Raw genomic sequence first — 23217 nt, 5'->3', positions numbered from 1 at the left:
ATCCCGAATCCCGACCCTTCAATCCTGCTCGCGATGAAACGTCGCCACTTCCGGCCAGCCCTGCTCGCGCGCATGCCGTGCCATGCGCTCGGCCATATACACCGAGCGATGCTTGCCGCCGGTGCAGCCGAAGGCGATGGTGACGTAGCTGCGGGTGTCGTTGCGCAGCCGTGGCAGCCAGGTATCGAGCAGGTCCACGATCTGCGCGCTGTAGCGCACCACGTCCGGTTCCTTGTCCAGATAGTCGCGCACGCCGGCATCGCGGCCGGTCAGCGGGCGCAGCTCCGGGTCCCAATGCGGGTTGGGCAAGACGCGCGCATCGAACACGAAGTCGGCCTCGGCCGGCACGCCACGCTTGTAGGCGAACGATTCGAACAGCAGCGACAGCCGGTCGCTGGTGCCGAGCGCAAACTCGGTGACCACCCGGCGACGCAGCTGGTGCACGTTGAGCGCGCTGGTGTCGATGATGGCATCGGCCTGCGCGCGCAGCGGTTCGGTCAGCTGCCGCTCGCGGGTGATCGCTTCCGGCAAGGCCAGGCCGAGATGGCTGAGCGGATGGCGGCGGCGGGTATCGGCGTAGCGCTTGATCAGCGCCTCGTCGCTGGCCTCGAAAAACAGCAGCCGTGCCTCGATGCCGTATTCCTGCGCGGCCTGGCGCCATTGCGCCAGCTGGGTCAGGTCGCTGCGGCTGCGCACATCGATGCCCACCGCCAGGCGCTGGTCGCCGAGCGGGTTGCCACGCAGGCGGCTCTTGACGAAGTCCGGCAGCAGTTCGACCGGCAGATTGTCCGAGCAGTAGTAGTCCAGGTCCTCGAAGGTCTTCAACGCGACCGATTTGCCCGAGCCGGACAGCCCGCTCACGATCATCAACGTGGAGGGCGCGGTACTCATGGCGTGCGTCGCTCCAGCAGGTTGCTGTGGCGGGCGATGAACATCGCCGCCGGGTCGATGCCCTTGGTGCGCAGGATATGCAGCCGCGTGGCCGCCTCGGTCAGCACCGCCAGGTTGCGGCCGGGCATCACCGGCAGGGTGATCAGCGGCACGTCCAGGTCCAGCACGTGCCGGCTGCCGGAATCGCCGGTCAGGCGTTCGTAGCCGGACGGGGTGGGCTCGGTCATCGGGCGGGTCAGGTGCACGATCAGGCGCAGGTACTTGTTCTTCTTCACCGCGGTGTCGCCGAACATGTCGCGCACGTTCAACACGCCCAGGCCGCGCACTTCCAGCAGGTCCTGCAGCAGTTCCGGGCAGGTGCCGTCGAGCACGTCGGGCGCGATCTGGGTGAACTCCGGTGCGTCGTCGGCCACCAGGCGGTGACCGCGGCTGAGCAGTTCCAGCGCCAGCTCGCTCTTGCCCGAGCCGGCCTCGCCGGTGATCAGCACGCCGATCGAATAGATCTCCATGAACACGCCGTGCAGCGTGACCCGCGGCGCCAGCGTGCGCGCCAGGTGGTAGGAGAGGTGATTGAGCAGTTCGTGGCCGCGCTTGGGCGAGATCCACAGCGGCGTGTTGGATTCGTCGGCGGCCGCGCGCAGGTCTTCCGGGCAGGACTGGTTCTTGCTGATCGCCAGCGCCAGCGGCTGCACCTGGATGATCTTCTCGATGGTCTCCCAGCGCTGGCGCGCATCCAGCGAATCCAGCCAGGCCAGCTCTTCGGTACCCAGGATCTGCACCTTGTTGGGATAGATCACGTTGAGGTAGCCGGCCAGCGACGGGCGGCGCGCATTGTTGCTGCCGGCCTCGATCTCGCGGTGCTCGCCCTTCTGGCCGGCGACCCAGCGCAGCGCCAGCTTGTCGCGCTGCTGGTCGAACAGTTCGCGTGCGGTGATGCTGGTATTCATGCGGCGCTGGCCTGTGGTGGCGGTGCGTCGGTGAGCAGCGCCATCAAGGCGTCGGCGTTGGGGGCGGCGCGTAGCTGCTGACGAAACTCCGCATCGGAAAACCGTTCGGCCAGCTCCGACAGCAGCATCAGGTGCTGGTGGGTGTAGTGCGCAGGCACCGCCATCGCGAAGATCAGGTCCACCGGCTCATCGCTACCAAAGGCCACCGGCGTATCCAGCCGCAGCAGTGCGCCCCGTGGCTCGGTGAGATTGGGGCAGCGCCCATGCGGGATGGCGATGCCGTGGCCGATGGCGGTGCTGCCCAGGGCCTCGCGCTCGCACAGGTTGGCGTAGAGCTCGTCGGCGCCGGCCTGACGGCAGGACAGCAGGTCGGCGGCGGTATGCAGGACGGTGTCGCGATCGGCGGCCGGCGACACCACGGTGCGCACGGCCGCCATCAGATCGGTTAAAGGCATGAGGGCATCAAGCGGGAAGCGTCATGCGGGATTGTCGCGCACCTCGCGGGCATGGTGGTTACATTTCTTTTCCTTGTGCTTGAGCACCAGGCGGTCGAGCTTGTCGACCAGCAGGTCGATGGCCGCGTACATGGTGGAGCCGCTGGCATCGGCGTGCAGGGTACGACCGGGAAGGTTGACGGTGGCGACCACGTGATGGTCTGGCTTGCGAACGGCCAGCTGGGTCCGGACTTCACAGTGCTGGTCGAAATGGCGCTGCAGTCGCTGCAGCTTGCTTGCCACGTACTCCCGCAGCGCGGGGGTCACTTCAAGCTGGTGGCCATACGTCTCGATACGCATCGGATACCTCCATTGGTCGGGTGGGCCAATGAACCGTTCCGGTGATCCGACGAACCCGGCGCAGGCCGGCGTTGCGGTGGGTGCAACGTCAGGCGATACGGACGCGTTCGTGGGAGGCGGAAATGTTCATGGCCTCACGATACTTCGCAACGGTGCGCCGCGCCACTGGTACGCCGGAGGTTTTCAGCAGGTCGGCCAACTTGGCGTCCGACAGCGGCTTGCGCGGGTTTTCCGCCTCGATCAGGCGCCGGATCATGGCCTGGATGGCGGTGCTGGAGGCCTCGCCGCCGCTGTCGGTGTCGATGCCGGAGGCGAAGAACGAGCGCAGCGCGATGGTCCCGCGCGGGGTGCGCACGTACTTGCGGGCGATCGCGCGGGAAATGGTGGATTCGTGCAGGCCGAGCTCGCCGGCGATCTCGCGCAGGGTCAACGGGCGCAAGGCCTGCGCGCCGAATTCCAGGAACCCGGCCTGGTGCTGCAGCAGGCAGCGCACCACCCGCAGCAGGGTCTCGCCGCGCGCTTCCAGGCTCTTGAGCAGCCAGCGCGCCTCCTGCAGCTGGCCGCGCAGATAGCCGGCGTCGGATTCGCCGCAGCTGCGGATCAGGTTCTCATAGCCGCGGTGGATGGTGACCTTGGGCTGGGCGCGACCGGCCAGCGAGGCCCGCCACACGCCACGCTGGCGCCAGATCACGCAGTCCGGCACCACATAGGTGTCCTGCGACAGGTCGCCGATCTGCTTGCCCGGGCGCGGGTCCAGCGAGCGCACCAACTGGACCGCCTGATCGACATCGGCGGTGGAGCGCTTGAGTTCGTGCGCCAGGCCGGCCACGCCGCTGCGCGGCAGGCGCTCCAGCGGGCCGGCGACGATCTGCAGCGCCAGTTCGCGCCCCGGGGTGGCCGGGTCGAGCACGGCCAGTTGCAGTGCCAGGCATTCGCCCAGGGTGCGCGCACCCACGCCGACCGGGTCGAAGCGCTGGATCTGGTGCAGCACGGTGAGCACGTCGGCCTCGTCCACTGCCGCGCCCAGCGCCAGCGTTTCCAGGATGGCTGACAGCGGTTCGCGCAGGTAGCCGTCTTCGTCCAGCGCATCGATCAGCATCGCGCCGATCTGGCGGTCGCGCGGCGACAGCGGCGACAGGTGCAGCTGCCACAGCAGATGGTCGGCCAGCGTTTCAGCTTCTGCCACGCGCTCGGCGGCATCGCCGGACTCGTCATCGTCGAAGCTGCCGCCGCTGCCCGAACCTGTCCACTGCAGCTCGTCCTGCGACCAGTCGTCGTCGCGCTCGGCCGGCGTCGGTTCTTCGCGCGGGGTGTCGTCGGTGGAGGCGGCCGACGATGCTTCCACCGGAAGCGCGTTGGCCGCATGCGCGGCTTCGTCGGCCCATTCCAGCAGCGGATTGGTCTCCACCGCTTCGGCGATTTCCAGTTCCAGCTCGGTGGTGGACATCTGCAATAGCTTGATCGCCTGACGCAACTGCGGCGTCATGACCAACTGCTGTCCTAGCGATGTCTGGAGCCGGGCTTTCATGCGGGCACTGACTGGGAAAATCGATGGCGCGGCGACGCGCTCAAAGGCGGAAAGTTTCCCCCAGATACACGCGACGGACGTCGGGATTGGCTAGCAGCGCATCTGGTGCCCCCTGCGCCAGTACGCCCCCCTCGGCGAGAATATACGCGCGATCGCAGATTCCCAAGGTTTCGCGCACGTTGTGATCGGTGATCAGCACGCCGATGCCGCGTTCCTTGAGGTGGATGATGATGCGCTGGATCTCGCCGACCGAAATCGGATCGACGCCGGCGAAGGGTTCGTCGAGCAGCATCATGCGCGGCTTGGCCGCCAGCGCGCGCGCGATCTCGCACCGCCGCCGCTCGCCGCCGGACAGGCTGGCACCCAGCTGGTCGGCCACGTGGGTGATCTGCAGTTCTTCCAGCAGCGAGACCAGTTCCTTCTCGCGGCCGGCGCCATCCAGCTCTTCGCGCAGCTCCAGCACCAGGCGGATGTTGTCGGCCACGGTGAGCTTGCGGAAGATCGAGGGCTCCTGCGGCAGATAGCCGACGCCAAGCTTGGCGCGGGCGTACATCGGCTCGGCGGTGAGGTCGCGGCCGTCCAGCTCGATCCGTCCGGCATCGGCCTCGACCAGGCCCACGATCATGTAGAAGCAGGTGGTCTTGCCGGCGCCGTTGGGGCCGAGCAGGCCGACCACTTCGCCGGCCTCGAGCGTGAGGCCGAATTCCTTGACCACTTCGCGCTGCTTGTACTTCTTGCGCAGACCGGTGGCGACCAGCATTACTTCTTCCCCTGCGGCTTGGCCGCGGGCTTGGCGGCCGGCGTTGCGGCCGCCGGCGCCGCGGTCTTCGGCTGGATGATGGTGCGCACGCGGCTGCCGTCGCCGCCGCTCTGCATGTTGCCGGTCTTGGTGTTGTAGACCATGCGCTGGCCGGCGTTGGTGCCCTTGGGCGAGTCGACCTTGTAGTTGCCGGTCAGCACGATGACTTCGTTGGCAACCTGGTACTCGATGTTGTCGGCCTGGCCGTTCATCATCGCGCCGTCGTCCATCTGCTGCTTCAGCGTGGCCTGCTTGCCGGTCAGCACGACGCGGTCGGTCTGACCATTCTTCTGGAAGATGTCGGCGGTGTCGGCGTGGATTTCCAGCGTGCCCTGGGTGATCACCACATTGCCGCTGAAGCGGCACTTGCCGCTGTCGTCGAGCATGTTGCAGTCGTTGGCATTGGAGTCGATCGCCATCGGCTGATTGCGGTCGCTGGTCTTGGCCATCGCAAGGGCAGGCAGCAGCAGCGCGGCAAACGCCAGCTTAGCGGGCAGCATTCGGTTCATAACGGGTCTTGACCTGGGAAAGGAGCTTGTACTGGCGTGATTTGAGATCGGCCTCGAAGCCGACCCCGCTCTGCATGATACCCGGCCGGCTCATGCTCACCGGGGCAGCGGTCTTGGCGAGATTCTGCTGCGGGAACACGTCCAGGCTCTGGGTACGGAACGTGGTCGGCGGGGTCGCGCCGCCGGTGGGGCTGTCGCCCTCGACATCGCCGCGCAGGCGCAACTCGTCGCCCTTGGGGCTGATCCAGCCGGTCTTGGAGCGCAGCGTCCACGGTTGATTGGTGTTGTCGGGCAACAGGAACACCGGGGTGGTGACCTCGGAGGTGCGATCGGCGCGGTTGCGATGCATCTCCGGCGCGCGCAGCGTCATCGATTCCTTGCCGGTTTCCTTGTCCAGCGCAATCAGTTCGAAATCGCGCAGCACGTAATCGGCGCGCGAATCGTCCACCGCCGCCGCAACCGGGCGCGCGCGCTGCTGCCAGGCCGACCAGCCGGAGACCACCGCAGCGGCCAACAACACCACGCCCAGGGTGGTGCGCCAGTTCCAGCTCATGCGGAAAACCTTTCGATGATGCCCTCGATCTGGCCTTGCGCGGCCAGCACGACGTCGCAGACCTCGCGCGCGGCACCTTCGCCGCCACGTGCCCGGGTATGCCACTGCACGCGCTCAGCGATCCACGGGTGCGCGTTGGCGGGTGCGACCGGCAGGCCGACCGCCAGCAGGGCCGGCAGGTCGGGCAGGTCGTCGCCCATGAACAGCACCTGGTCCAGCGACAGGCCGTGCTCCTGGCACAAGGCCAGCACGGCCAGGCGCTTGTTCTTGACCCCGATCTGCACGTGCAGGCCCAGATCCTGGCCGCGCTTTTCCGCCGACAGGCTGGCGCGCGCAGTGATCAGCGCGACATGGATGCCGGCATGGTCGAGCTGCTTGAGCCCCTGGCCGTCGAGCACATTGAAGGACTTGCTCTCGTTGCCGGCATGGTCGTAGTACAGGCGGCCATCGGTCAGGGTGCCGTCGACGTCGAAACAGGCCAGGCGGATACGCGCGGCGCGGTCGGTGATGTCGGCTGGCAGGTGCTGCAGAGGGGAATAGGGCATCGGCACGGATCGGTGAGAACGGGGTTCCAACGGTAGAAAACTGAACCTGTTAAACCACTTTGGCGCGCAACAGGTCGTGAATGTTCAATGCGCCGACCGCGCGCTGCTGCGCATCGACCACGATCAAGCCGTTGATCTTGTAATCCTCCATCAGCCGCGCGGCTTCGGCGGCCAGCTGGTCGGCGCCGATGGTGCGGGGATTGCGCGTCATCACCTGCGCAATGCCGGCGCTGCGCACGTCGATGTCGCTGTCCAGCGCGCGGCGCAGGTCGCCGTCGGTGAACAGGCCGATCAGGCGGTCCTGGCCATCGACCACCGCGGTCATGCCCAGGCGCTTGCGGCTCATTTCCATCAACGCCTCGCTCAGGCTGGCGTCCTCGCGCACGCGCGGCAGGTCATCACCGGCGTGCATCACGTCGGTGATGTGCAGCAGCAGGCGCCGGCCCAGGCTGCCGGCCGGATGCGAGCGCGCGAAGTCGTCGGCGGTGAAGCCGCGCGCGTCCAGCAGCGCCACCGCCAGCGCGTCACCCATCGCCAGCGAGGCGGTGGTGCTGGAGGTGGGCGCCAGATGCAGCGGGCAGGCTTCGGCGGACACGCTCACATCCAGGTGCACGTCGGCGGCCTGGGCCAGCGACGAGCTCGGGCGCCCGGTCATGGCAATGATCGGGTTGCCCTGGCGCTTGAGCACCGGCAACAGCATGCGCACCTCGTCCGATTCACCCGAATAGGACAGCGCCAGCACGACGTCGGCCTCGGTGATCATGCCCAGGTCGCCGTGCCCGGCCTCGCCCGGATGGACAAAGAACGCCGGCGTGCCGGTGGAGGCCAGGGTGGCAGCGATCTTGCGCGCGATATGCCCGGACTTGCCCATGCCGGTGGCCACCACGCGCCCGCGCGAGGCCAGTATCAGCCGGCAGGCCGCGGCGAAGTCGCTGCCGATCCGCGCGCCCACGCCGGCCAGCGCCTCGCGCTCGATCTCCAGCACGCGCTGGCCGCTGGCGACCAGGCTGGCATCGCTGACGGTGGCGGAGGGCAGGTGCGAGACGGCCATGCGGGACTCGGGTGAAGAGTAGAATGTGCGCTCATTTTATGAGGAAACGCCCTGTGGACGCCGAAACCATCCGTAAACTCATCGAATCCGGCTTGCCCGAAGCCCGCGTCGAGGTGCACGGCGACGACGGCGTGCACTTCGAGGCGACCGTGATCAGCCCCGCATTCGCCGGCAAGGCGCCGTTGGCGCGCCATCGCATGGTCTACGCGACCCTGGGCGAGCTGATGGGTGGGGCGATCCACGCGCTGCAGCTCAAGACGCTGACCCCCGACGAAGGCTGAGCGTCAGTCGATCCTGGCCGATCGGGCTGCGCCCCCGCCCCGACTGCCAAGTGCCGGCCGACTCCTGGCGACCCCTTACATTTCCCCGACGTCCCTTTTCGGATTCCCCAAGCTCCCATGGCAAAAATCGTAGTGACCGGCGGCCAAGCGCTGCATGGTGAAGTCAATATTTCCGGCGCCAAGAACGCGGTGCTGCCGATCCTGTGCGCGACCCTGCTGGCCGATGCGCCGGTGGAGATCAGCAACGTGCCGCACCTGCACGACGTGATCACCACGGTGAAGCTGCTCAGCGAGCTGGGCGCCGAGGTGACCATCGACGAAGGCACGCTGGCCAAGGGGCGCTCGATCCTGGTCGACCCGCGCTCGGTCACCCACCAGGTCGCGCCCTACGAGCTGGTCAAGACCATGCGCGCCTCGATCCTGGTGCTGGGTCCGCTGCTGGCGCGCTACGGCACCGCCGAAGTGTCGCTGCCCGGCGGCTGCGCGATCGGCTCACGCCCGGTCGACCAGCACATCAAGGGCCTGCAGGCGCTGGGTGCGGAGATCAGCGTGGAAAACGGCTACATCAAGGCCACCAGCAATGGGCGCCTGAAGGGTGGCCGCTACGTGTTCGACATGGTCAGCGTCACCGGCACCGAGAACGTGCTGATGGCGGCCGTGCTGGCCGACGGCACCACCGTGCTGGAAAACGCGGCGATGGAGCCGGAAGTCACCGACCTGGCCGACTGCCTGATCGCGCTCGGTGCGCAGATCGAGGGCGCCGGCACGCCGCGCATCGTGGTGCAGGGCGTCGAGCGCCTGGGCGGCGGGCACCATGCGGTGCTGCCGGATCGTATCGAGACCGGCACCTTCCTGGTCGCCGCGGCGATGACCGGCGGCAGCGTCACCGTGCGCCGCGCCCGTCCGGACACCCTGGACGCGGTGCTGGACAAGCTCACCGAAGCCGGCGCGACCATCACCACCACCGCCGACAGCATCACGCTGGACATGCATGGCAAGCGCCCGCGCGCGGTCAACCTGACCACCGCGCCGTATCCGGCGTTTCCCACCGACATGCAGGCGCAGTTCATGGCGCTCAACTGCGTGGCCGATGGCGTGGGCGTGATCAACGAAACCATCTTCGAAAACCGCTTCATGCACGTCAACGAGCTGCTGCGCCTGGGCGCGGACATCCAGGTCGAAGGCCACACCGCGATCGTGCGCGGCGCCGAGCGTCTCAGCGGCGCGCCGGTGATGGCGACCGACCTGCGCGCCTCGGCGTCGTTGATCCTGGCCGGCCTGGTGGCCGACGGCGACACCAGCATCGACCGCATCTACCACCTGGACCGTGGCTACGAAAACATCGAGGAGAAGCTGGGGGCGCTGGGCGCGACCATCCGGCGCAGCGCATGATCCTGCGCGGGCGGTTCACCACCCGGCGCAAGATCCTGCTCGGCGTGATCGTGCTGATCCTGGCGTGGCTGGCCTACGCCTGGTCGGTCGGCATGGCGATCACCCAGGGTGTCGAGTTCAAGGACATGGACTGGAACAACGACGGCACTGCCAGCCGCGACGAGATCGCGCAGTCGTTCTATGCGGTGGCGGTGAAGAAGACCGTCGAAGGCAAGCGCCATTGCGACCTGTTCTACTGGCGCAAGAATGACCAGCAGATTCGCGTGGACTGCCGCACGGTGTTCAGCACCGGCGACGACAAGGCCGCGGCAAAGCCCTGAGGGGTGAACGTGTCTCTGCCTGCTGCGGAGATTCCGCACCGCGCCTGATCGAAATGAAGAGCCCGGCTTTCAGCCGGGCTTTTTATTGCAGTCGGAGGGCGGCTGCCGAGCAGCTCCCACGACCTGGTAGGAGCGTGCCTGCGCGCGACGGCGCATGACCGATAACGCCCCGTCGCGCGCGGGCACGCTCCTACGACGCGCGCCGGGCGCTCAGCGCAACGCCTTGATGGTCAGGTCCAGCGCGTCCTGGCCCTTTTCCTTCTGCAGCAGGCGCGCCGGCACCGGCAGGTCCTTGACTACCCAGGCAATCAATTCCTTGTCGCCGTCCACGCGCGACACCTTGGTCGCCTGTTCCTGCTTGCCGTTGACGGTGATGGTTTCCTTGCCGACCACCTTGTAGCTCATCGGCTTGATGCGGCCTTCGTCGACCATGCGGTAGTTCAGCGGCTTGCCGGCGGCCAGGTCGCGGGTGATCGCCAGGTTGATCAGCAGGGCATCCATGTCGCCGGGCTGCAACTTCACCGGGCCCCGGCGGTCCGGCTTGATGTCGCCACCCCAGGTGGCCTGGCTGGTCTTCCAGTCGTAGTTGGCCGTGACGTTGCGGCGCTTGACCATCATCGACGAGGTGTCGTTGCTGCTGACCGGGCGCAGCTGGCCGTTGCTCTCTTCGAACACCGTGCTCTGGGTCAGGTTGGCCAGCTGGTTCTGGATGGTGAGCGTGTAGCGCCACTGGTTGGCGCCGGCGGCGGCCAGGGTCATGGTGCCGTTGGCCTGCATGCCCATGTAGTTGGCCGAATAATCGGCCTGGAACGGCTGCATGGCGAACGCGGGCAGGCTGGCTACGGCCAGTGCGGCAGCGGCGATCAGCGAACAGGTGCGGGAAACGGTGTGCATGGGTCAGGCTCCTTGATATTCGACCAGGCGTAGATCGACCTGATCCTCACCTTTGTCACGTTGCAGGATGCGCACCGGCGTGGGAACCCCGTTGGCGATCCAGAGGATGGTTTCGTTGTCGCCGCTGTTGACGCGGTACACGCGCAACGCGTCGTAGCTCAGGTCGCCGACCTGCACCACCTCGGTGGCATCGGCGACCTTGTAGTCGTATTTGCGCACCCGGCCGACATCCACGTAGCGATAGCTCAGGCTGCGTCCGGGTTGCGCGTCGCGCATCAGCGACAGGTTCAGCGACAGCGCGCTCTGGTCGCCGCGCTGCAGCGGAATCGGCTGCTGGCGCTCCTTCTTCAGATCGCCGTCCCACTGGGCGCTGGCGGTCTGCCAGTTGTAGACGCCGGTGACCTTCTTGCCGAAGAACATCGCCTTGCGCACGGTGCTCTGGCTCAATGGCACATAGGTGCCACCATCGACGCGGAACACCGTGCTCTGTTCCAGGTTCAGACCGAGAATGCTGGCAAAGCCCTTGCGGCCGCGTACCGACATGTCGATGCGCCACTGGCTGCCTTCGCCGTTGCTGACCTGCATGGTGGCATCGCCGGCTTCCTTGCCGCGGTAGAACGCCTGGTACGTGGCCACGAAGGGCTGCAGTGGCGGCGGCGTCCAGCTGCTGGCAGGCAGGGCGGCTGCAGATGCAGGCGCCGTCGGCGGCGCCGCGACCGGAGCGGCGGCAGCTGGCGCAGGCACTGCAGCGGCCTGTTGCGCACGGCCGGCACCGGCCGGAACAAGCAGGACTGCGGTCAACAGCGCGGTGGCGATCGGGAGGGGTTTCATGCGCTGAGAGCGAGGCACGGGGCCGCCAGGATGTCCGAGACAGGATGAGGAGGGCGTATCCGCATTCAGGCGAGTGCGGTGTCAGCGGACTCTAGTCGCAATGGCGTAAACAGGCACTGACCGTCGATGTGGACGCCATCGCCATGTACGTCCACGCGCCCGCTGGCAAGCAGGTCCAGGGTGGCCAGCAGCAGCGGGTGTTCGCGCGCCAGCACGCGCGCGGCCAGCTGCTCGGCGCTGTCGTCGGGCAGTACCGGTACGCGCGCCTGCGCGATCACCGTGCCGGCATCCAGTTCCGGCACCACCAGATGCACGCTGGCGCCATGTTCGGCGTCGCCGGCTTCCAGTGCGCGGGCGTGGGTGTGCAGGCCGCGGTACTTGGGCAGCAGCGAGGGGTGGATATTGAGCATGCGCCCGGCAAAGCGACGCACCAGCGGCTCGCCGAGGATGCGCATGTAGCCGGCGCAGATCACCCAGTCCGGCCGCGCGGCGGCGATCGCATCGCCCAGCGCGGCGTCGAAGGCGGCACGGTCGGCGAAGTCGCGCGGGCTGGCGCTCCAGCGCAGTGCCTCATCGACCTTGTGCAGGGCCGGCGCCTGTGGGCGATCGGAAAACACGCCCACGACCTCGGCCGGCAGCCTGCCGCTGGCGATGGCATCGAGGATGGCCTGCAGGTTGCTGCCGCGGCCGGAGGCCAGCACGGCCAGGCGCAGGCTCATGCGGTGGGATTCGCTGATGTCATGGGGCAGTGCGCGTCACGCTGCAGTGGCGGTGGGAGCGAACAAGGCCTTGACCTGGGGGCGCAGCAGCACCACCAGCGTAAACACGCCGACGACGGTGCCGAACGGCATGAAGGAGCAGGAAATGCCGGCCACGATCAGGCACAGCAGGTGCCGTCTGCGCTGGGCAATGCAGCGGCCGGCGTAGGCCATGAACGCTGCCAGCGTCAGGCCGCAGACAATGAACACACCTGCGAACACCACGAAGAACCAGCCGAACAATCGCGGATCCATCGGTGGTGCATCCGTGCTGGTCTGTGTCATGGGCAGGTGCCCGGTGACGATCGCAATGCCCATGAACAGGTGGATCAACGGGAAGAGCGAAAACAGGGCGGTGATGGCGGCCAGCACATAGTGAAAGATCGACAGCAGTTTCAGGTGCTGGAGATCGTCAGCGCTGGCCTGTGCCGGCAGTGCGTGTGGGGCAGCGTCCATGCAGGTCTCCTCGGTCAACCGATCCGCACGCGCTCATCGCCCTGCGCCGGCACCACCTGGCCGATGCGCCAGTGCGCCAGCGACTGCGCCTCCAGTGCCTGTTCCAGCGCGACGGCCTGTTCGGGTGCGGCGACCAGCACGAAGCCGATGCCGCAGTTGAAGGTGCGCCACATTTCCGCATCGGCCACCGCGCCTTCGCGCTGCAGCCAGGCGAACACCGGCGGCAGCGTCCAGGCGGTGGCGTCGATGTCCAGGCCCAGGCCGTCGGGGATCACCCGGATGATGTTTTCGGTCAGCCCGCCGCCGGTGATGTGGGCCATGGCGTGGATGCTGTCGCCATGCGACTTGAGCAGCGCCAGGATCGGCTTGACGTACAGCGCGGTCGGCGCCATCAGCGCGTCGATCAGCTTGACGCCGTCGTCCAGCACCAGCTCGGCCGGGGCGCCGGCACGCTCGTAGATCCTGCGGATCAGCGAGTAGCCATTGGAATGCGGGCCGGACGAGGCGATGCCGATCAGCACGTCGCCGGCGCGCACCTGCGCGCCGTCCAGCAGCTGCGATTTTTCCACCGCCCCGACGGTGAAGCCGGCCAGGTCGTACTCGCCCGGCGGATACATGTCGGGCATCTCGGCGGTTTCGCCGCCGATCAGGGCGCAGCCGGACAGCTCGCAGCCGCGCGCGATGCCGCCGACCACGGCCGCGGCGGTCTCCACGTCCAGCTTGCCGGTGGCGAAATAATCCAGGAAGAACAACGGCTCGGCGCCCTGCACCAGCACGTCGTTGACGCACATGCCGACCAGGTCGATGCCGATGGTGTCGTGCCGGCCCAGCTGCTGGGCCAGCTTGAGCTTGGTGCCGACGCCATCGGTGCCGGACACCAGCACCGGCTCCCGGTACTTGCCGGACAGGTCGAACAAGGCGCCAAACCCGCCCAGGCCACCCATCACCTCCGGCCGGAAGCTGCGCTTGACCAGCGGCTTGATGCGTTCGACCAACGCATTGCCGGCGTCGATGTCGACACCTGCCTCACGGTAGGTCATGGGCGAGGGATTGGAAGGCGTTGGGCTGGTCACGGGCGGGGAGGGCTCGGCTGTAAAGGCGGCGATTTTAGCAGCCACGTTGGCGCTGGCGTCCCATTCGGGCAACAATTCACCCGGATACGCTTACGTCATGGAACCGTCGATGCGCCGCAGTCTCGCTTTCTTTCTCGCCCTCGTGGTCGCCATGCCCCTCGCGCCAGCCTTTGCCCAGGCCGATCTACGCACCGAAGGCGACGTCGCCAAGGCGCAAAGCGCCTATGAGGCCGAAGTGCCGGTCAACAGCCAGAGCGAGTCCGATCGCCCCGGCGCGCTGGCGCGCGCGCTCGGTGCGGTGCTGGGCAAGGTCTCCGGCGACCGCGGGGTGATGAGCCGCCCAGGCGTCTCGCAGGCACTGCGCGGCGCGCCGGGCTATGTCGAAAACTACGATTACCGTCAGGACCAGGGCACCTCGCGCACCGGGGCGCCGACCTTCCGCACCGTGCTGGTGGCGCGCTTCCGGCAGTCCGACGTGGATGGCCTGATCGCCGCACTGGGGCTGCCGGTGTGGCCGCTACCGCGGCCCAAGCCGGTGCTGTGGCTGGCCATCGACGACGGCAGCGGCCCGCGCCTGGTCGGCGTGGCGCAGGCCAATGCCGCGCGCAGCGTGCTGGACCGGGCGATCGAGCGCGGCTACCGGCTCGGCCTGCCCGGCGGTGCGGCCGCCGAGCAGGTGCTGGCCGGCGCGATCTGGCGCAAGGACACCGCGGCGGTGGCGCGCGCATCGGCCAAGTACAGCCCGCCGATGCAGTTGATCGGCAAGCTCTACCGCAATGACGCCGGCTGGACCGCCGACTGGGTCTTCGTCGACAACGGCAACGTGCTGTCCAGCTGGACCAGCAGCGACGGCGATGCGCGTCGCGCGATGGCCGCCGGTGCCGATGGCGCGGCCGATGCCCTGGTCAAGCGCTACGCCAAGCGCGTGGATTCAGGTGTGCCCGGCGTCTACCGCGCGGTGATCACCGGGATCGGCAGCGCCGACGACTATCTGCGCGTCTCCGCCGCGCTGCAGGGCGTGTCGGTGGTGCGCAGCATCCGCCCGGTCAGCGCCAACGGCGACCGCATGGAAGTGGATCTGGAATTGCTCACGGGCATTTCCGGCCTCAACCGTATGCTCGGCGACAACAGCCCGTTGGTACCCGTGTCGGTGCCGACCGAGGGCCCGATCATTCTCGAAAACGAGCACGCCGAGTACCGCCTGAAATGACCTTGACTCCCGAAGCCGAAATCGCCCTGTTTCTGCGTCGCCTGAAATGGGTGGCGGTGACTGTCGGCGTGTTGTGGGTGGTCTCGCTGCTGTCGCCGATCCTGACGCCGTTCGTGCTGGCGTTGCTGCTGGCCTGGCTGGGCGATCCGCTGGTGGATCGCATCGAACGCGCCGGCCGCTCGCGCAACATCGCGGTGGTGCTGGTGTTCGTGCTGGCCCTGCTGCTGTTCGTGCTGGCGCTGATGATTCTGGTGCCGATGATCGAGCGCCAGATCATGACCCTGATCGACGCGCTGCCGCAGATGCGGACCTGGGCGATCAGCACCGCCATTCCGTGGCTGGAAGCCAAGACCGGCGTGGAACTGATGGGCTGGCTGGACCCGGAGCGCCTGATCGACTGGATCCGCAGCCACTGGGAACAGGCCGGCGGCGCCGCCAAGACCTTCTTCGGCTACGTGCAGCGTTCCGGCTTTGCGATGGTGACCTGGGTGATCAACCTGGCGTTGCTGCCGATTCTGGCGTTCTACTTCCTGCGCGACTGGGATCGCCTGGTCGAGCGGGTGGCTGCGGTCATTCCACGTGCCTACATCGGTACCGTGAGCCGGCTCGCACTGGAATCCAATGACGTGCTGGGCGGCTTCATCCGCGGCCAGTTCCTGGTGATGCTGGCGCTGGGGGCGATCTACGCCGCCGGTCTGTCCATCATCGGGCTCAATCTTGGCCTGTTGATCGGCATCATCGCCGGCTTCATCAGCTTCATTCCGTATCTGGGCGCCACCACCGGCATCGTGCTCGCCCTGCTGGCGGCCGTGGTGCAGGCGCAGGGCTTCGACCTGAAGTTGCTGATCGGCGTCGGCGTGGTGTTCACCGTCGGCCAGTTGCTGGAAAGCTATGTGCTGACGCCGCGCATCGTCGGCGACAAGATCGGCCTGCATCCGGTCGCGGTGATCTTTGCGGTGATGGCGGGCGGCCAGTTGTTCGGCTTTCTCGGCATGCTGCTGGCACTGCCGGTGGCGGCGGTGGCCAATGTGCTGCTGCGCTATGCGCATGAGCAATACACGCGCAGCGATCTGTATGCGGGCGAGCGCGCCGGCATCGTGCTGCAGTCCACGCCCGAGCGCAGCGTGATCATCGACCCAAGCAAGGACACGGATCGCTCGTGAGTGTTCCGCAGTTGCCACTGGCGTTGCGCGCGCCGCCCGATCAGCGATTCGATAGTTACATCGCCGCGCCTGATGGCCTGCTGTCGCAGCTGCAGGCATTGGCGGCCGGGCAGGTGAGCGACTGGCTGTATCTGTCCGGCCCCGCTGGCACCGGCAAGACGCATCTGGCGTTGTCGTTGTGCGCGGCCGCCGAACAGGCCGGGCGTGCCCCGGCGTACCTGCCCCTGCACGCGGCCACTGGCCGGTTGCGCGATGCGCTCGAGGCGCTGGAAGGACGCAGCCTGGTCGCACTGGATGGTGTGGAAAGCATCGCCGGGCAGCGCGACGACGAAGTGGCGCTGTTCGATTTCCACAACCGCGCGCGCGCTGCCGGCACCACCTTGCTGTACACCGCGCGGCAGATGCCCGATGGCCTGGCCTTGGTGTTGCCGGACCTGCGCTCGCGGCTGTCGCAGTGCATCCGCATCAGCCTGCCGGTGCTCGACGATGCCGGGCGCGCGGCCGTATTACGCGATCGTGCGCAACGGCGCGGGCTGGCGCTGGACGAGGCAGCAATCGATTGGCTGTTGACCCATAGCGAACGCGAACTGGCCGGGCTGGTGGCATTGCTGGACCGGCTGGATCGCGAATCGCTGGCTGCCAAGCGCCGCATCACCGTGCCGTTCCTGCGGCGGGTGCTTGAGGATCGGGGCTCTTAGAGCGGCCGATAGAATTACTCTGCTCATTGCTTGGCAGGTGGAGGCTGCTTTGCGCTTCCCATCAGCACATCCATCCGCAGTGTCCAGGCACTTGAAGCACGAGGCCCAGAGTTTGCAGAGCGGATGGTCTGTAGCTTTGCTGCAGGGCCCGTGCCCGCCCACCATCGCAGGACACGCCGCAAGTACGTCCGTGTAGGCTCCGGCGCGGCATCCATGCCGCTCAGGGTCCCGCGAGGGTGAGCGGGCAAGGACCAGTCACGTTGGTTGGTGCGCAGGGCTCTTCTCGCGGCAACCAGCAACCTGTCTAGTGCGGTGTCCTCGCCGGTTGCGGGACCGTGTAGCGGCATGGATGCCGCCACACGGTCCCCAGGAATGGGTTCACGGCGTGTCCCGCAAGCAGTAAGGGCGCCGCGCCCTCGATGCGGTGAGTTTGCTGCAGGGCCCTTGCCCGCCCACCGTCGCAGGACACGCCGCAGGTACGTCCATGTAGGCTCCGGCGCGGCATCCATGCCGCTCAGGGTCCCGCGACGGTGGGCGGACAAGGACCCGTCGAGAGGGGCGATGTGCAGGGCTTCCAGTAAACAATCAGCGCACTGTCTGGTGCGGTGGGGGCGCCGCGCCCTCGGCGCTGCGAGTTTGCTGCGCGGTCCTTGTCCGCCCACCATCGCGGGACACGCCGCAAGTACGTCCATGTAGGCTCCGGCGCGGCATCCATGCCGCTCAGGGTCCCGCGACGGTGGCGGGCAAGGACCCGTCGAGAGGGTTGGTGCGCATGGATAACAGCAGGAGCGGCGCGCATCGGGTTGGATGCAAGGACCATCGAGATGGTCGGTGTGCGTGGCGCAAGCAACGCACGATGCGCGGCTGGCCGGTTGCAGCGCTTGGTTGCGTTCAGCCGCCGTCGCGCAGCAATTGGGCATCCAGCTCTGCCAATCGCTGCGGCGTGCCGACATCGGTCCAGCGTCCGGCATGGTGGATGCCATCGATCAGCCCTGCCGCCATCTGCGCGCGCAGGATTGGCGCCAGCGCAAACCGTGGTGACGCGCCGCTGGGCTCCGGCAGCTGGCCGATGACCGATGGCCAGTCGCGCAGCAGTGCGGGTCGATACATGCCGATGCCGGAATAGGTGAGCGTCGCCGGCAGGTCCGCGCGCACCTTGCCATCGGCATCCAACGCAAAGTCTGCGCGCGCTGCATAGGTGGGGCGGTCGACCAGCACCAGCTGCGCCAGGCCCGCCGGCGCGGCCGACAGCCGCGCGAAATCGAAATCGGTCCAGATATCGCCGTTGACCAGCAGGAACGGCGCATCGCCCAGCAACGGCAATGCATGCAGCATTCCGCCGCCGGTTTCCAGCGGGGTGGCGCCCTCGAAGGAATACGTCAGCCGCAGCCCGAACGCGCTGCCATCGCCCAGTACCTGCGGAAATTGGTCGGCCAGCCACGAGGTATTGATCACCACCTCGTCCACGCCCAGTGCGGCCAGCTTGCGCAGATGCCAGACGATCAGCGGTGTGCCGCCGACCGACAGCAGCGGCTTGGGCGTGCGCTCGGTCAATGGACGCATGCGCTCGCCAAACCCGGCCGCAAAGATCAGCGCCTTCATGCGCCGGCCTGTGCGGAGCGTGCCGCCAGGGCAGGTTTGACCAGCTTTTCCAGCAGGCCGACCAGCGGCGCAAGGTCGGGATGACGCGGCAACACCTCGTCCAGATAGGCGATGAAACGCGGCACGTTATCCAGATACCAATGCTTGCCGTCGCGATGGCTCAGGCGCGAGAAGATGCCGAGATTCTTCAGGTGCCGCTGCACGCCCATCCAGTCCGCATCGCGCAGGAATTGCGCCAGCGGCGGCACCGGCAGCCCCGCCGCTGCCGCACGTGCGTGGTAGCGCTCCAGCCAGCCATCCACGCGCGCCAGCGGCCAGCTCACCGAGGTGTCCTTGAACAGGCTGATCGGGTCGTAGGCGATCGGGCCGATCACGCAATCCTGGAAATCCAGCACCGCCGGCCCGTCGCCGACCGGCATCAGATTGCGCGGCATGAAATCGCGATGGGTGAACACGCGCGGCTGCGCCAGTGCGTTGTCCATCAAACGGCGCTGCACCAACTGCAGTTGCTCGGCCTGGCCGCAGTCCAGCTGCAAGCCGAGGTGGCGGCCGAGGAACCATTCTTCGAACAGGCCGGCATCGCGTTGCAGCAGCGCCTCGCCGAACTCGCCGCTGTCGGCAGGTGGCGGAATGCGCTGCAGCAGCAATAACTGAGTGATCGCAGCATCCAGCAACGCGTCGGCATTGGCGTCGGTCAGTACCTGCGCCAGGGTCGGCACGCCCAGGTCTTCCAGCAGCAGGAAGCCGGTTTCAAGATCCTGTGCAAGCACCTGCGGCACCCGCACGCCGTGCTGGCCGAGCAGGGCGTGCATGCGCAACCAGGGCGCCACATTTTCCAGTGCAGGTGGCGCATCCATCAGGATGTGGTCCACGCCGCGTCCCTGGGTACGCCAGTAGCTGCGGAATCCCGCATCGACCGAGGCACGTTGCAGCGTGACCTCAGGGGCGTTCAACGCATGCTGCGCCCATTGCAGGCGGAGCGCAGCGCGCGCGGTATCTGGAGTCAACGATGACGTCATGGGTGAATGCTGTGTCGTGAAGTGAGGCGCAGCCTGGTCGAAAACGACGCAGGTTCGATCAACGCTTGCTACCGCTGAACAGCCGCAGCAGTGCCAGGATTGCGATCGCACCCAGCAACGCACCGAGGAAACCGGCCGGTTCGCCGGCGTGGTACCAGCCCATGTAGCGGCCGAACCAGCTGGCGACCAGTGCACCGGCGATGCCCAGCACGATGGTCAGCAGGCAGCCCAGGCGCTGCGTGCCAGGGGTGATGAAACGGGCCAGCAGCCCGACCACGAAGCCGACCAGAATGATGTAAAGCCAGCTGTCGCTACCGAAGAGAGTGTTCATCGCAGGCACTGAGGGGAGGGGGATCGGCAGACTAGCATTCGCCGCCGCCGCGACCACGTGTGCCGCGCTGGCTGTCGCCATGGCGTTGGGGCTGCATCCATGCGTGCGCCGCAGCGCATGGCGAGGCGCTGGGCCGCCCGACATGCGCGGGGCGGCCCAGGCATCAATCAGCAGCAGCCATGCCCGCCATGACGGGTGCCGCTGTCGGCCGCCACCGGCGAGCCGCTGGTCTCGCCGCGCAGGCAGGCGGCGTGATGCTCGGCAATCACCTTGGACACGCAGGCCGTCACCCGCTTGCCCATCGGGATGTGCAGGAACTCGTTCGGCCCATGCGCATTGGAATGCGGGCCGAGCACGCCGGTGATCATGAACTGCGCGCCGGGGAACTTCTCGCCCAGCATGCCCATGAACGGGATCGAGCCGCCTTCGCCCATGTACATCGCCGGCTTGTCGAAGAATGCCAGGCTGGCGTCGTCGATGGCCTTTTCCAGCCACGGCGCCATCGCCGGCGCATTCCAGCCGGACGAGGCCTTTTCCAGCTCCAGCGTTACCTGGGCGCCATTGGGCGGATCGCGCAGCAGCGCTTCCTTGAGCAGTTCGCCGCAGGCCTTGCCGTCGGCGGTCGGCGGCAGCCGCAGCGACAGCTTCACTGCGGTCTGCGGACGCAGCACGTTGCCGGCCGACGCCAGCGGCGGCATGCCGTCCACACCGGTGATCGACAGCGCCGGGCGCCAGGTGCGGTTCAACACCAGCTCGGTGAGGTCGTCATGCATCGGCACCAGGCCCTCGACCATCGGGAACTTGTCGAAGATGGCGGTATCCAGCGTCGCCGCCGCGGCCTTGGCCTGCGCCAGCCGTTCGGCCGGCACGTCCACGTGCAGTCCGTCCAGCAGGATGCGGCCGCTGGCTTCGTCCTCGATCCGCGACAGCAACTGGCGCAGCAGGCGGAAGCTGGACGGCACCACGCCGGAGGCATCGCCCGAATGCACGCCTTCCTCCAGTACCTTCACGCTCAGGTTGCCGCCGGTCAGCCCGCGCAGCGAGGTGGTGCACCACAGTTGCTCATAGTTGCCGCAGCCCGAATCCAGGCACACCACCAGCGACGGCTTGCCGATGCGTGCGGCCAGATGATCGACATAGGCCGGCAGGTCGTAGCTGCCGGATTCCTCGCAGGCTTCGATCAGCACCACGCAGCGCGCATGCGGCAGGCCCTGGGTACGCAGCGCCAGCACCGCCGCCAGCGAACCGAAAATTGCATAGCCATCGTCGGCGCCGCCGCGCCCGTACAGCTTGTCGTCGCGCAGCACCGGCTCCCACGGACCGAGGTCGGCATCCCAGCCGGTCATTTCCGGCTGCTTGTCCAGGTGGCCGTACAGCAGCACGGTGTCGTCGCCGGATTCGGTGCCGGTGGCCGGAATCTCGATGAAGATCAACGGCGTGCGGCCTTCCAGGCGCACCACCTCGACCTGCATGCCCTCGATCGCCTGCGCGCGCGCCCAGGTTTCCATCAGGGTGACGGCCTGCTCCATGTAGCCGTGCGCGACCCAGTCGGCGTCGAACATCGGCGATTTATTGGGAATGCGGATGTAATCGACCAATTGCGGGACGATCTCGCGGTCCCAGGTGTCGCTGATGAATTGGTCGATCTTGGCGCTGTCCATGGAGGCTCCGAATACGTGGCGTAACGGCACATTCTACGCCCGTGCCTGGGGGTAGGTATTTCCCTACAAGCCGGCGCGCAGTTCACCGGCTGTGTGAAAAGTTCGTTGGCGATAGGATTGCTGCATGTGGCGCGGGACACTGGCCCCGCCGGCAGGAATGCTGGCTAGGACCATCACCCAAGCCACAAGGAGCGTTGCAATGAGGTCATTTACCGTAGTCCTGAAGTCCCTGCTACTGGCGTTGCTGTTGTCCTCGAATGCGTATGCACTCGACAAGGTCGATATCAACACCGCGTCTGCTGAGGAATTGGACAAGGTGCTGACGAATGTCGGGCGATCAAAAGCCGAGGCAATCGTCGAGCACCGTCAGGCAAACGGTCCCTTCAAAAGTGCCGAGGAACTGGCACTGGTCAAGGGCATCGGACTCAAGACGGTCGAACGGAATCGCGACCTGATCGAAGTAGGAGCCACGATGGCTCCCGCCAAGAAGGCTGCCAAGGGGGCGGCGGTGAAACCGGTGGGACGGCGTTAAGGGGAAAGGATCCGAGATACGGTTCGACGCGAGGATGCGTGGCCGCAACCTAACTGGACAGGATGTCCGGGGGATGGCTGGAAGCCGACAAGGACGTGGAATCGCCCGGTGTTGCACTTGGATGTGCAGCCGGGCGTTTTTCGTTGTGGGGACTCGGCGCGGATGGGCTGGTGCGCGTGGCCATTCCGGGGACGCCGGTGGTGCGGCGGAAATGAGTGATGCAGTGGGCCACTCGTAGCGCTCTGCTCCTGGCGGTAGGCTCACTCCGCTGGTCAACCGTCAGCCTATGGCATACGTTTCAACTGCAGGCCTCTGTCTGCTCAGCGGCATCTCGCAGGTGATTGCTGGTTGCCAGCACGTGCCCAGCATTATTGGCTGATGGTATTGCCCGCATCTGTCGTGGGGCCCGGTCGATACGCTGGCGCGCTGAGCCGGGGGAAGACGGACCACCGCAGCGCTTCAGGCACAATGCACCGATGCAGCCCACAGACCTGAGCAGCCGGGTGATTCCGGCCACTGACTACCGCCGCGAGCGGTGGCGCAATCAATTGGGCTGGACGCGCGAGATCCTGTGCCTCGGCGATGCCGACGCGTGGGCGCTACGCTTGTCGATCGCCGAGATCGAACAGGATGCGGTGTTTTCCGCATTCCCAGGCATCGATCGCGAGCTGGTGCTGTTGCATGGCAATGGCATGCGGCTGCAGTTTGGTGATGCTGGCTGCGACAGAAGTGCAGGTGGAAGTGTAGGTGCAGGTGCAGGTGCAGGTGCAGGTGCAGGCATTGGTACTCCTACTCCTACTGCTACTGCTACTCCTATTGCGACTGGCGGCGACACTGGCGGCAAAAACGATAGCGGCAGCGACAATGAGGGCGGTGGCGCTGGGCGTGGCGGCCATGATGCTGGAGGCGATGGTGGCATCGGTGCTGCTGGCGGCAATCATCGCAGCTGGACATTGCTGCCGCCGTACCAGCGCGTCAGATTCGCAGGCGAAGAAAGGGTACATGCGACGCTGCTCGACGGGCCGACCCAGGATTTCAATCTGATGTGGCGGCGCGATCTGCTGCAGACCCAACTGCTGCATCGGCCGGTGGTCGGCACCATGCTGTTTTTCGCCGATCCGGGCAGCGCCTGGGCGATTCATCTGCTCGCAGGCCAGGCCAGCTTTGGACGCGACAGCGGCTTGCCACCGTTGGCTGCCGGCGATACCGCATGGCTGAGTGCCTCCACGCGCACCCGCTATGTGCTCGATGGTGGCGGCGAGTTGCTGGCGATCCGGGTGAGTCCGGTCTAGGGCGTTTCACTTATGCGGTGAGCGCACAGCCACCGCAGGCATCGATGATGCGGATTGCAGCAACGGGCGCGCTGGCCTGGCTGCCAG

At 67.0% G+C, this 23217-nt stretch carries 27 protein-coding genes; 8 read left to right on the top strand and 19 right to left on the bottom strand.

Annotated features, from left to right (window positions below):
• Window positions 1-18: 18 nt before the first annotated feature.
• From rapZ to EO139_RS05050, 10 genes are all read right to left on the bottom strand, one after another.
• On the bottom strand, window positions 19-891 hold the full coding sequence (gene rapZ, locus EO139_RS05095; RefSeq protein WP_164739736.1) for an RNase adapter RapZ: 873 nt from the start codon (window positions 889-891) through the stop codon (window positions 19-21).
• Window positions 888-1838, bottom strand: a complete 951-nt coding sequence (gene hprK / locus EO139_RS05090; protein ID WP_016904610.1) for an HPr(Ser) kinase/phosphatase — start codon at window positions 1836-1838, stop codon at window positions 888-890. Before hprK ends, rapZ begins: the two co-directional genes overlap by 4 nt.
• A complete protein-coding gene (locus tag EO139_RS05085) occupies window positions 1835-2293 on the bottom strand; it encodes a PTS sugar transporter subunit IIA (protein ID WP_104648158.1) in 459 nt (152 codons plus the stop codon). The genes hprK and EO139_RS05085 overlap by 4 nt, the downstream gene beginning before the upstream one ends.
• A 21-nt stretch (window positions 2294-2314) precedes the next feature.
• Window positions 2315-2632 carry a ribosome-associated translation inhibitor RaiA gene (gene raiA / locus EO139_RS05080; protein WP_005913379.1) on the bottom strand — a complete coding sequence of 106 codons (318 nt, stop codon included), beginning with the start codon at window positions 2630-2632 and terminating at the stop codon, window positions 2315-2317.
• 88 nt (window positions 2633-2720) lie between these two features.
• Window positions 2721-4160: an RNA polymerase factor sigma-54 gene (locus EO139_RS05075; RefSeq protein WP_104583049.1), complete on the bottom strand. Its 1440-nt coding sequence runs from the start codon at window positions 4158-4160 to the stop codon at window positions 2721-2723.
• A 40-nt stretch (window positions 4161-4200) separates the two neighbouring features.
• Window positions 4201-4920, bottom strand: a complete 720-nt coding sequence (gene lptB, locus EO139_RS05070) for an LPS export ABC transporter ATP-binding protein (protein ID WP_016904606.1) — start codon at window positions 4918-4920, stop codon at window positions 4201-4203.
• Complete coding sequence (gene lptA, locus EO139_RS05065) at window positions 4920-5468, bottom strand: lipopolysaccharide transport periplasmic protein LptA (RefSeq protein ID WP_104583050.1); 549 nt, start codon at window positions 5466-5468, stop codon at window positions 4920-4922. The genes lptB and lptA overlap by 1 nt, the downstream gene beginning before the upstream one ends.
• A complete protein-coding gene (gene lptC / locus EO139_RS05060) occupies window positions 5446-6021 on the bottom strand; it encodes an LPS export ABC transporter periplasmic protein LptC (RefSeq protein WP_104583051.1) in 576 nt (191 codons plus the stop codon). The genes lptA and lptC overlap by 23 nt, the downstream gene beginning before the upstream one ends.
• Entirely contained in the window at window positions 6018-6566 is a 549-nt protein-coding gene (locus EO139_RS05055) for an HAD hydrolase family protein (RefSeq protein ID WP_104583052.1), read from the bottom strand. The genes lptC and EO139_RS05055 overlap by 4 nt, the downstream gene beginning before the upstream one ends.
• 49 nt (window positions 6567-6615) lie before the next feature.
• Complete coding sequence (locus tag EO139_RS05050; protein WP_104583053.1) at window positions 6616-7617, bottom strand: KpsF/GutQ family sugar-phosphate isomerase; 1002 nt, start codon at window positions 7615-7617, stop codon at window positions 6616-6618.
• Between the two features lie 53 nt (window positions 7618-7670).
• Here EO139_RS05050 and EO139_RS05045 point away from each other — a divergent pair, with 53 nt between their 5' ends.
• From EO139_RS05045 to EO139_RS05035, 3 genes are all read left to right on the top strand, one after another.
• Window positions 7671-7898, top strand: coding sequence for a BolA family protein (locus EO139_RS05045; RefSeq protein ID WP_104543115.1), 228 nt, complete (start codon window positions 7671-7673; stop codon window positions 7896-7898).
• Between the two features lie 117 nt (window positions 7899-8015).
• On the top strand, window positions 8016-9290 hold the full coding sequence (gene murA, locus EO139_RS05040) for a UDP-N-acetylglucosamine 1-carboxyvinyltransferase (protein ID WP_104583054.1): 1275 nt from the start codon (window positions 8016-8018) through the stop codon (window positions 9288-9290).
• Window positions 9287-9610, top strand: a complete 324-nt coding sequence (locus EO139_RS05035) for a hypothetical protein (protein ID WP_104583055.1) — start codon at window positions 9287-9289, stop codon at window positions 9608-9610. The genes murA and EO139_RS05035 overlap by 4 nt, the downstream gene beginning before the upstream one ends.
• Window positions 9611-9820: 210 nt before the next feature.
• On the opposite strand, the gene EO139_RS05030 is transcribed toward EO139_RS05035, so the two are convergent.
• From EO139_RS05030 to purM, 5 genes are all read right to left on the bottom strand, one after another.
• The gene (locus EO139_RS05030; RefSeq protein WP_115677656.1) at window positions 9821-10504 is read right to left on the bottom strand and encodes a DUF3108 domain-containing protein; all 684 of its coding nucleotides are present in this window, start codon (window positions 10502-10504) and stop codon (window positions 9821-9823) included.
• A gap of 3 nt (window positions 10505-10507) precedes the next feature.
• Window positions 10508-11335, bottom strand: coding sequence for a DUF3108 domain-containing protein (locus EO139_RS05025; protein ID WP_119131190.1), 828 nt, complete (start codon window positions 11333-11335; stop codon window positions 10508-10510).
• A 65-nt stretch (window positions 11336-11400) separates the two neighbouring features.
• Window positions 11401-12054, bottom strand: a complete 654-nt coding sequence (gene purN, locus EO139_RS05020; RefSeq protein WP_126969576.1) for a phosphoribosylglycinamide formyltransferase — start codon at window positions 12052-12054, stop codon at window positions 11401-11403.
• 36 nt (window positions 12055-12090) lie between these two features.
• Complete coding sequence (locus EO139_RS05015; RefSeq protein ID WP_126969574.1) at window positions 12091-12549, bottom strand: hypothetical protein; 459 nt, start codon at window positions 12547-12549, stop codon at window positions 12091-12093.
• 14 nt (window positions 12550-12563) lie between these two features.
• Window positions 12564-13697 (bottom strand): phosphoribosylformylglycinamidine cyclo-ligase, encoded by a 1134-nt coding sequence (gene purM / locus EO139_RS05010; protein ID WP_206515071.1) that lies wholly within the window; start codon window positions 13695-13697, stop codon window positions 12564-12566.
• A 22-nt stretch (window positions 13698-13719) separates the two neighbouring features.
• On the opposite strand from purM, the gene EO139_RS05005 reads away from it, so the two are divergent.
• Genes EO139_RS05005 through hda form a run of 3 tightly spaced genes read left to right on the top strand, consistent with a single transcriptional unit; the run spans window position 13720 to window position 16693 of the window.
• Window positions 13720-14832 carry a DUF2066 domain-containing protein gene (locus EO139_RS05005; RefSeq protein WP_164739151.1) on the top strand — a complete coding sequence of 371 codons (1113 nt, stop codon included), beginning with the start codon at window positions 13720-13722 and terminating at the stop codon, window positions 14830-14832.
• Entirely contained in the window at window positions 14829-15995 is a 1167-nt protein-coding gene (locus tag EO139_RS05000; RefSeq protein WP_104583061.1) for an AI-2E family transporter, read from the top strand. The genes EO139_RS05005 and EO139_RS05000 overlap by 4 nt, the downstream gene beginning before the upstream one ends.
• On the top strand, window positions 15992-16693 hold the full coding sequence (gene hda / locus EO139_RS04995; protein ID WP_104648150.1) for a DnaA regulatory inactivator Hda: 702 nt from the start codon (window positions 15992-15994) through the stop codon (window positions 16691-16693). Before EO139_RS05000 ends, hda begins: the two co-directional genes overlap by 4 nt.
• Window positions 16694-17584: 891 nt before the next feature.
• Here the strand turns inward: hda and murU are convergent.
• The 4 genes from murU to EO139_RS04965 all read right to left on the bottom strand — a co-directional run bounded on the left by murU (window position 17585) and on the right by EO139_RS04965 (window position 21306).
• Complete coding sequence (murU, locus tag EO139_RS04980) at window positions 17585-18295, bottom strand: N-acetylmuramate alpha-1-phosphate uridylyltransferase MurU (RefSeq protein ID WP_126969572.1); 711 nt, start codon at window positions 18293-18295, stop codon at window positions 17585-17587.
• Complete coding sequence (locus EO139_RS04975; RefSeq protein WP_126969570.1) at window positions 18292-19314, bottom strand: phosphotransferase; 1023 nt, start codon at window positions 19312-19314, stop codon at window positions 18292-18294. Before EO139_RS04975 ends, murU begins: the two co-directional genes overlap by 4 nt.
• Window positions 19315-19372: 58 nt before the next feature.
• A complete protein-coding gene (locus tag EO139_RS04970; protein ID WP_104583065.1) occupies window positions 19373-19645 on the bottom strand; it encodes a GlsB/YeaQ/YmgE family stress response membrane protein in 273 nt (90 codons plus the stop codon).
• 167 nt (window positions 19646-19812) lie between these two features.
• Window positions 19813-21306, bottom strand: a complete 1494-nt coding sequence (locus EO139_RS04965) for a M20 family metallopeptidase (RefSeq protein ID WP_119131196.1) — start codon at window positions 21304-21306, stop codon at window positions 19813-19815.
• Window positions 21307-21463: 157 nt separating this feature from the next.
• Between EO139_RS04965 and EO139_RS04960 the strand changes: the two genes are divergently transcribed.
• Both EO139_RS04960 and EO139_RS04955 read left to right on the top strand, forming a co-directional pair.
• On the top strand, window positions 21464-21838 hold the full coding sequence (locus tag EO139_RS04960) for a helix-hairpin-helix domain-containing protein (RefSeq protein ID WP_321186573.1): 375 nt from the start codon (window positions 21464-21466) through the stop codon (window positions 21836-21838).
• 476 nt (window positions 21839-22314) lie between these two features.
• On the top strand, window positions 22315-23130 hold the full coding sequence (locus tag EO139_RS04955) for a HutD family protein (protein ID WP_126969991.1): 816 nt from the start codon (window positions 22315-22317) through the stop codon (window positions 23128-23130).
• The last annotated feature ends 87 nt before the right edge of the window (window positions 23131-23217 follow it).

It is taken from the genome of Xanthomonas sp. BRIP62411 (assembly GCF_003993525.1).
In the GTDB taxonomy this organism is placed as follows: domain Bacteria; phylum Pseudomonadota; class Gammaproteobacteria; order Xanthomonadales; family Xanthomonadaceae; genus Xanthomonas; species Xanthomonas euroxanthea.
Note: the sequence above shows the minus strand (reverse complement) of the source record. Positions and strands in the feature narration are given on the sequence as shown.

What these genes read in the sequence shown, in the direction of transcription:
- rapZ (WP_164739736.1), bottom strand. Translation starts at nt 891, where the DNA reads ATGAGTACCGCGCCCTCCACGTTGATGATCGTGAGCGGGCTGTCCGGC.
- hprK (WP_016904610.1), bottom strand. Translation starts at nt 1,838, where the DNA reads ATGAATACCAGCATCACCGCACGCGAACTGTTCGACCAGCAGCGCGAC.
- EO139_RS05085 (WP_104648158.1), bottom strand. Translation starts at nt 2,293, where the DNA reads ATGCCTTTAACCGATCTGATGGCGGCCGTGCGCACCGTGGTGTCGCCG.
- raiA (WP_005913379.1), bottom strand. Translation starts at nt 2,632, where the DNA reads ATGCGTATCGAGACGTATGGCCACCAGCTTGAAGTGACCCCCGCGCTG.
- EO139_RS05075 (WP_104583049.1), bottom strand. Translation starts at nt 4,160, where the DNA reads ATGAAAGCCCGGCTCCAGACATCGCTAGGACAGCAGTTGGTCATGACG.
- lptB (WP_016904606.1), bottom strand. Translation starts at nt 4,920, where the DNA reads ATGCTGGTCGCCACCGGTCTGCGCAAGAAGTACAAGCAGCGCGAAGTG.
- lptA (WP_104583050.1), bottom strand. Translation starts at nt 5,468, where the DNA reads ATGAACCGAATGCTGCCCGCTAAGCTGGCGTTTGCCGCGCTGCTGCTG.
- lptC (WP_104583051.1), bottom strand. Translation starts at nt 6,021, where the DNA reads ATGAGCTGGAACTGGCGCACCACCCTGGGCGTGGTGTTGTTGGCCGCT.
- EO139_RS05055 (WP_104583052.1), bottom strand. Translation starts at nt 6,566, where the DNA reads ATGCCCTATTCCCCTCTGCAGCACCTGCCAGCCGACATCACCGACCGC.
- EO139_RS05050 (WP_104583053.1), bottom strand. Translation starts at nt 7,617, where the DNA reads ATGGCCGTCTCGCACCTGCCCTCCGCCACCGTCAGCGATGCCAGCCTG.
- murA (WP_104583054.1), top strand. Translation starts at nt 8,016, where the DNA reads ATGGCAAAAATCGTAGTGACCGGCGGCCAAGCGCTGCATGGTGAAGTC.
- EO139_RS05035 (WP_104583055.1), top strand. Translation starts at nt 9,287, where the DNA reads ATGATCCTGCGCGGGCGGTTCACCACCCGGCGCAAGATCCTGCTCGGC.
- EO139_RS05030 (WP_115677656.1), bottom strand. Translation starts at nt 10,504, where the DNA reads ATGCACACCGTTTCCCGCACCTGTTCGCTGATCGCCGCTGCCGCACTG.
- EO139_RS05025 (WP_119131190.1), bottom strand. Translation starts at nt 11,335, where the DNA reads ATGAAACCCCTCCCGATCGCCACCGCGCTGTTGACCGCAGTCCTGCTT.
- purN (WP_126969576.1), bottom strand. Translation starts at nt 12,054, where the DNA reads ATGAGCCTGCGCCTGGCCGTGCTGGCCTCCGGCCGCGGCAGCAACCTG.
- EO139_RS05015 (WP_126969574.1), bottom strand. Translation starts at nt 12,549, where the DNA reads ATGGACGCTGCCCCACACGCACTGCCGGCACAGGCCAGCGCTGACGAT.
- EO139_RS05005 (WP_164739151.1), top strand. Translation starts at nt 13,720, where the DNA reads ATGGAACCGTCGATGCGCCGCAGTCTCGCTTTCTTTCTCGCCCTCGTG.
- EO139_RS05000 (WP_104583061.1), top strand. Translation starts at nt 14,829, where the DNA reads ATGACCTTGACTCCCGAAGCCGAAATCGCCCTGTTTCTGCGTCGCCTG.
- murU (WP_126969572.1), bottom strand. Translation starts at nt 18,295, where the DNA reads ATGAAGGCGCTGATCTTTGCGGCCGGGTTTGGCGAGCGCATGCGTCCA.
- EO139_RS04975 (WP_126969570.1), bottom strand. Translation starts at nt 19,314, where the DNA reads ATGACGTCATCGTTGACTCCAGATACCGCGCGCGCTGCGCTCCGCCTG.
- EO139_RS04970 (WP_104583065.1), bottom strand. Translation starts at nt 19,645, where the DNA reads ATGAACACTCTCTTCGGTAGCGACAGCTGGCTTTACATCATTCTGGTC.
- EO139_RS04965 (WP_119131196.1), bottom strand. Translation starts at nt 21,306, where the DNA reads ATGGACAGCGCCAAGATCGACCAATTCATCAGCGACACCTGGGACCGC.
- EO139_RS04960 (WP_321186573.1), top strand. Translation starts at nt 21,464, where the DNA reads ATGCTGGCTAGGACCATCACCCAAGCCACAAGGAGCGTTGCAATGAGG.
- EO139_RS04955 (WP_126969991.1), top strand. Translation starts at nt 22,315, where the DNA reads ATGCAGCCCACAGACCTGAGCAGCCGGGTGATTCCGGCCACTGACTAC.